The following is a 5,298-nucleotide window of genomic DNA, read 5'->3' as shown; positions in this document are numbered from 1 at the left end:
CAACAATGATTATACAATAGAATAATCATAATATTAGAAGCGTATATCCTTTATTGATAATGGAAACAAAGGTAATCAAAACGACTAGGAGGAATGAATTTTGACTTCATTTTTTAAAAGCAACATGGAAATTCCTTATTTGCGTCTTGGTTCAGGTGAGCCCTTGGTACTTATTCATGGTCTTGGTGAAATAAAGGAAGGTTGGTCCAACCAGTTTGAATTAGCCGATCAATTTGATTTGATTATCCCGGATTTAAGGGGCCACGGTGAATATCTGAATCCCGGTGTGATTTCTATTGAAAATTTTGCTGCTGATGTAATCAGTCTTTTGAAAGGTCTGGGAGTTGAGAGCGCTCACATTTGCGGTCTATCTATGGGTGGTATGGTGGCACAGGAGATTTACCGCCAAGCCCCGGAAATGTGCCTCTCCCTTCTTCTTGTAAGCACATTCCATTATGCTCCAAAACGGCTAGGAAAACTTTATTTGGAATACCGGAAAAATCGTAAATCCGGCGGTTCTCCCGATGAAATCAAGGAAACTGCGGCAAAGCTCTGCCTTTATTCTTGGTCAAAAGAAAATCTCGATTCTTTTTCAAAATTTTATCAACCTCATAAAGAATTTTATTTCAAATCGATGGAGGCCTGTTTGCAAGTAAATAATTTCTGTTTGCTCAATCAAATTAAAGTTCCTACTCTCATTATCGGAGGCCAATACGATTCTGTTATTCCTGTATGGGTTCAATACCTCATGCATAAACAAATCCGCCACTCGGAGTTTGTGATTTTTAAAAATACCGGCCATGTTGCCAAGTTGGAAGCAAAGGATTCCTTTAATAAAGTACTCCGCACTTTTTTAAACAAACACAAAACGGCAAGTTAGAGAGGAAGGAATATTCCTTCCTCTTCTTCTGTTGCCCATACCATTCTATGTTTTTGTACTGTGTTTTATTACTATTTACAGTAGATTAGAATGACTGGCCGCCCACTGATCCACAATCTTAGCAAATAATCCTGATAGGGCAAGACCAACATGGCCTGTTTCAACAACAATGTACGTTTTGTCCTCGCTTGAGACAAGATCCATAATTGGCTTACTTTGTTCTTCCAAAATCAAATTGTCTCTAGAACCTGAAACAACGAATAAATTGGCTTTGATATTCTTTAAATCTGCCTTTTTATTGCCAATCATTAATTCGCCTTTTACCAGCTTGTTTTCTTTAAACAATTCCTTTGCCAATTGACGGTAAGCTTCCCCGGTAAATGGAACCTGATCAAGGGTCCATCTATTCATCCTGCGCCATTTATCAACATATCGATGATCATGTGCACGATGCAACAGCATGGTATAATTGGTAAAATAAATGGGTGCTCCAATGGCTCTGAACATGCCTTCTACATATTGAGGAGGTACATTTCCATATACATCAATAAAGTGATCAATATTAAAATCACCCTGTCTTAATCCTTCTGCCCATTTATCTGGTCCCATAAATGGTCCAAAATCAATCGGAACGGTTGCAACAATTAAGTTTTTAATTGGCTCTTCAGCAATGGAAGCGTAAATAGAAGCGATGGTACCGCCTAAGCAATACCCAACTAAGCTAATCTCTTCTGCACCAGAATGACGAATTGCGCGTTTAACGGCTGTTCTTAGGTATTTTTCAATATACGTATCTAGCCCGATATTTTTATCCTCATATCCAGGAGTACCCCAGTCAAGTAGATACACTTCATAGCCCATATTTGTTAAGCCCTCAATCACACTTGCCTTAGGGGCAATATCTAAAATGTATGGTTTATTAAAAAGGGAGTAAACAAAGAACAATGGGATTTCGTATTTTCTTTCCTTTGCAGGGTAATGCCAAAGGACGGATTTATTTTTTCTCCACACTTCAGTCCTGGGTGTGTGTCCCATTTTCGGCTCAGGTTCTGTCAATGCCTTATAAATATTTTTCCATCGGCTCATTTCTTTTTCATAATCTAATCCTGGAATTTTTATTGGTGATTCAACAGCCACTTCTTTCCCTCCTTTTTACGATTATTTAGATGAACCTGTTCCTGTTAACTCAGGTTCTGCTGTTTTTTCCATGAACTGTTTCAGTGTTTCAAACTCTTCTTTAAATTGGTTTAATTTCAGCAATTCAAATTTCATTTCTTGTAGCTCTGCATGGAGGCTCTTCGTATCTGCCACTTCTTTTTTGGTCTTCGTTAATTCTGTTTTTAATTGCTTTGACAGTTTAATAACTTCCTTGGAAATCTCAACAACACTTTCAAGATCTTTGCTCTGAGATTTTACCGAATCCTGCAGTTCCCAAAGCTGCTCCTCGAGTGCTTCGATTTTCTCCTCTGCCTGAATGGTTAGATTGGCAACATTGGTAATATCACTTTTAGTAGGCAAATTAAGGACACTGGCCATCATTTCTTGGTTCTTTTTTAATTGCTCTAAATACCGAGAATGAAGCTCTGTTCCCATATTGCTTACTTTTACAAATTCATTGTTATTGGTCCATAGATAGATAAAATCATTGATTTGTTTTTCCCATAACAAGCTCATCTTATGAAAAGCCTCAAATGGATCAAACGTTTTGTGATCAGACATGATTGGGTCACCTCTTTAAGATTTGGTTAATTCTGAAACGTTTTGTATATATTTTTGAAATGGAAAAATGGCTGACTTTACTTGCTTGGAAACTAAATCTACAATAACCTTTTGGTTCTCGTATAATACAGCTGTTGTTTTCTTTACACTATCAATATACTTATGACGCGCTTTCTTTCTATAATTGATATATTGCTCAACTGCATCCAAATATTTGTCAAGCGCCTGCAAATTATTTAATGACTGAATGGGAGTTAACAAAATCGATGCTGTTTTATTTTGAATATCATCGACAACTTGATTTATTTCCTCATATGATTTAACCGGGAAAAAATGCTGGAGAGAGGTAGTGGTTACCATAAGCTCTTCTCTCGCAGCCTTTTCCCATTCCTTTAATTCCCTTCCAAATTGTTCACTAACAGTTTTTACATTTTCTTGATTTCTCTTTACTGTTTCAACATAGCTTTTAACCATTTCCAAAAATTTTTCGTCACGTTTGTTATAGCGTTCTGCCCATGCATCTACTTCATCTAACCCAATTTTCCAGACTAGGTCTAAACTTGAAAACTGCTTTTCTACTGTATTTTCTCTTTCCGTCATATTCGATTCTCCTTTAATTCACTCTGATTTAAATAATTGTTTCAATTCAGCCAATTCTACTTCTAAAGTTTCTATTTTATTTTTCTGAGTATCACTTATTTCCTTTTCCAAAACCGCTAATAATAGTTCTAAGGAACTTTTGAATTGTCTGATGCTGCTTAGGTTTGATTTTTGTTCCTTATTAATTAAAAAAATCACTTCATCTTGAAGATCTAGTTTTTCCTCGCAATCTACTAATCTGACCGAAAGGGAGGCTATTTCATCTTTATTCGCAAGATTTAACTGGTTTAACCACCTAGTTGTTAATCTTTTGTGACGCTTTAAACGTTTTAGATGTCTATCTAAAGCTCTCCCATATGCGGTCGTAAATGTGCGGTTATTGGTTGACTGATGAATCTGTTTATTGAGTTCTTTTTCTAATTCTTTAAAAAATTCAATAGGATCTTCGGGTAATTTTTCCATTGGAAACCCTCTAACTGACTAGTTGGTATGTTTTGTTTAAAAAATATATCTATTTCCATCAAAACATATTTTTGCACTCCCTACAAGTCAGCCAATTTTAAATTCGGAAAAATTTCAGAATCTTTACTGAACCCCTGCAGTTGTTCCTCCATCTACAACCAATACATGTCCGAATACATAATCAGAAGCAGGTGATGCTAAAAATAATGCAGGTCCCTTCATATCGTCATCTGAACCAAAGCGTCCGGCTGGTGTACGTTCAAGGATTTTCTTTCCAGAGTGGTCCAAAACCATCTTTGCCATTTTTGTTGGGAAGAATCCTGGGGCAATCGCATTTACGTGAACATTGTAAGGAGCTAGCTTAACTGCTAAATCTTTCGTAAAGGAGATCACTCCGCCCTTACTTGCAGAATATCCAATTGCATCCATAATGGAAGCATCCTGACCGCCCATTCCTGCAATAGATGCGATATTAATCATTTTTCCAGATCGCTGTTCGACCATCACTTTTCCAACTGCCTGTGAAAAAAGGAAAACAGCCTTTAAGTTAATGTCCATTACCTTGTCCCATTTATCTGCAGGCATTTCCAAGGCGTTAGCTCCCCAGCTGGTTCCACTGTTATTAACCAAGATATCAATTCTCCCAAATTCCTTCAGCGTTTCGTCGACAACATGCTGTATATCTTCTTGATTGGATACATCACATTTTAAAGCAAGAGAACGAACACCCTTCTCTTTAAAGACCGCGGTCAATTGTTCACAAGCATCTAGATTCCTCGAGCAAATCACCACATTGGCTCCCGCTTCTGCATAGGCAATGGCAATTTGTTGCCCTAAACCCCTGCCGCCTCCAGTGACAATGGCTGTTTTGCCCTTTAAGCTAAATAAGTCCTGTATTTGCATTCCTAAATTCCTCCCTCAACAATCAAACTTTTAATTTTGATTTTTCTTGATCTCTCAGTACTCTTCGTAATAATTTTCCTACTGATGACTTTGGCAATTCTTCAAGTATTTCTACCTCTTTCGGTGCTTTATATGGGGCAAGATTGTCCTTACCAAACTGTTTAATTTCCTCTTCTGTAATAGAATACCCTGGCTTCACTTTCACATAGGCTTTGACTGTTTCTCCGCGATATGGATCCGGAACACCAACAACAAGTGCTTCTTCAACCGCTTCCAATTGATATAGAACTTCTTCAATCTCACTTGGATAAACATTGAAGCCGCTTGCGATAATCATGTCCTTCTTACGATCAACAATATAGAAATAACCGTCTTCATCCATTTTGGCGATATCACCAGTGTGGAGCCAACCATCTTTAATAACTTGTGCCGTCTCCTCAGGACAATTCCAATAGCCCTTCATGACTTGAGGACCTTTAACAATCAGCTCGCCTGCTTCACCTACTGGTGCATCCACATACCCTTCGTCCGTTTCCCAAACAATTCTTATCACTGTGCTTTGGACAGGGATTCCGATACTTCCATATTTTCTTGGAACGAATGGTGGATTAAAAATAACGGTCGGTGAAGCTTCTGAAAGGCCGTAGCCATCAAAAAGGGTCGCACCAGTTCGCTTTTCAAATAATTTAGCTGCCCCCACAGGAAGAGGCGCTCCACCGCAGCTTATATAGTAG

At 37.9% G+C, this 5,298-nt stretch carries 7 protein-coding genes; 1 reads left to right on the top strand and 6 read right to left on the bottom strand.

Annotated elements, in window-relative coordinates; translation table 11 throughout:
• Positions 1 to 124 precede the first annotated feature (124 nt).
• A complete protein-coding gene (locus V7083_RS11340; RefSeq protein WP_335477735.1) occupies positions 125 to 880 on the top strand; it encodes an alpha/beta fold hydrolase in 756 nt (251 codons plus the stop codon).
• A gap of 75 nt (positions 881 to 955) precedes the next feature.
• Here V7083_RS11340 and V7083_RS11335 read toward each other — a convergent pair whose 3' ends face one another.
• The 6 genes from V7083_RS11335 to V7083_RS11310 all read right to left on the bottom strand — a co-directional run.
• Positions 956 to 2,017 (bottom strand): alpha/beta fold hydrolase, encoded by a 1,062-nt coding sequence (locus V7083_RS11335; RefSeq protein ID WP_335477734.1) that lies wholly within the window; start codon positions 2,015 to 2,017, stop codon positions 956 to 958.
• 21 nt (positions 2,018 to 2,038) lie between these two features.
• Positions 2,039 to 2,599 (bottom strand): polyhydroxyalkanoate biosynthesis repressor PhaR, encoded by a 561-nt coding sequence (locus V7083_RS11330; RefSeq protein ID WP_335477732.1) that lies wholly within the window; start codon positions 2,597 to 2,599, stop codon positions 2,039 to 2,041.
• 15 nt (positions 2,600 to 2,614) lie between these two features.
• Positions 2,615 to 3,199, bottom strand: a complete 585-nt coding sequence (locus tag V7083_RS11325; RefSeq protein ID WP_335477730.1) for a hypothetical protein — start codon at positions 3,197 to 3,199, stop codon at positions 2,615 to 2,617.
• Positions 3,200 to 3,217: 18 nt separating this feature from the next.
• On the bottom strand, positions 3,218 to 3,661 hold the full coding sequence (locus V7083_RS11320; RefSeq protein ID WP_335477728.1) for a hypothetical protein: 444 nt from the start codon (positions 3,659 to 3,661) through the stop codon (positions 3,218 to 3,220).
• A gap of 123 nt (positions 3,662 to 3,784) precedes the next feature.
• Positions 3,785 to 4,564, bottom strand: coding sequence for an SDR family oxidoreductase (locus tag V7083_RS11315; RefSeq protein ID WP_335477726.1), 780 nt, complete (start codon positions 4,562 to 4,564; stop codon positions 3,785 to 3,787).
• A 22-nt stretch (positions 4,565 to 4,586) separates the two neighbouring features.
• A partial coding sequence (locus V7083_RS11310) for an AMP-binding enzyme (protein WP_335477724.1) occupies positions 4,587 to 5,298 on the bottom strand: 712 nt, incomplete at its 5' end.

The sequence above is a fragment of the Bacillus sp. JJ1764 genome, from assembly GCF_036962145.1.
Classification (GTDB): domain Bacteria; phylum Bacillota; class Bacilli; order Bacillales; family Cytobacillaceae; genus Neobacillus.
The sequence above is the reverse complement of the archived record's forward strand: the minus strand, read 5'-3'. Positions and strand labels throughout refer to the sequence as shown.

Coding starts and splice junctions, on each gene's coding strand:
- V7083_RS11340 (WP_335477735.1), top strand. CDS start 125: ATGGAAATTCCTTATTTGCGTCTTGGTTCAGGTGAGCCCTTGGTACTT.
- V7083_RS11330 (WP_335477732.1), bottom strand. CDS start 2,599: ATGTCTGATCACAAAACGTTTGATCCATTTGAGGCTTTTCATAAGATG.
- V7083_RS11325 (WP_335477730.1), bottom strand. CDS start 3,199: ATGACGGAAAGAGAAAATACAGTAGAAAAGCAGTTTTCAAGTTTAGAC.
- V7083_RS11320 (WP_335477728.1), bottom strand. CDS start 3,661: ATGGAAAAATTACCCGAAGATCCTATTGAATTTTTTAAAGAATTAGAA.
- V7083_RS11315 (WP_335477726.1), bottom strand. CDS start 4,564: ATGCAAATACAGGACTTATTTAGCTTAAAGGGCAAAACAGCCATTGTC.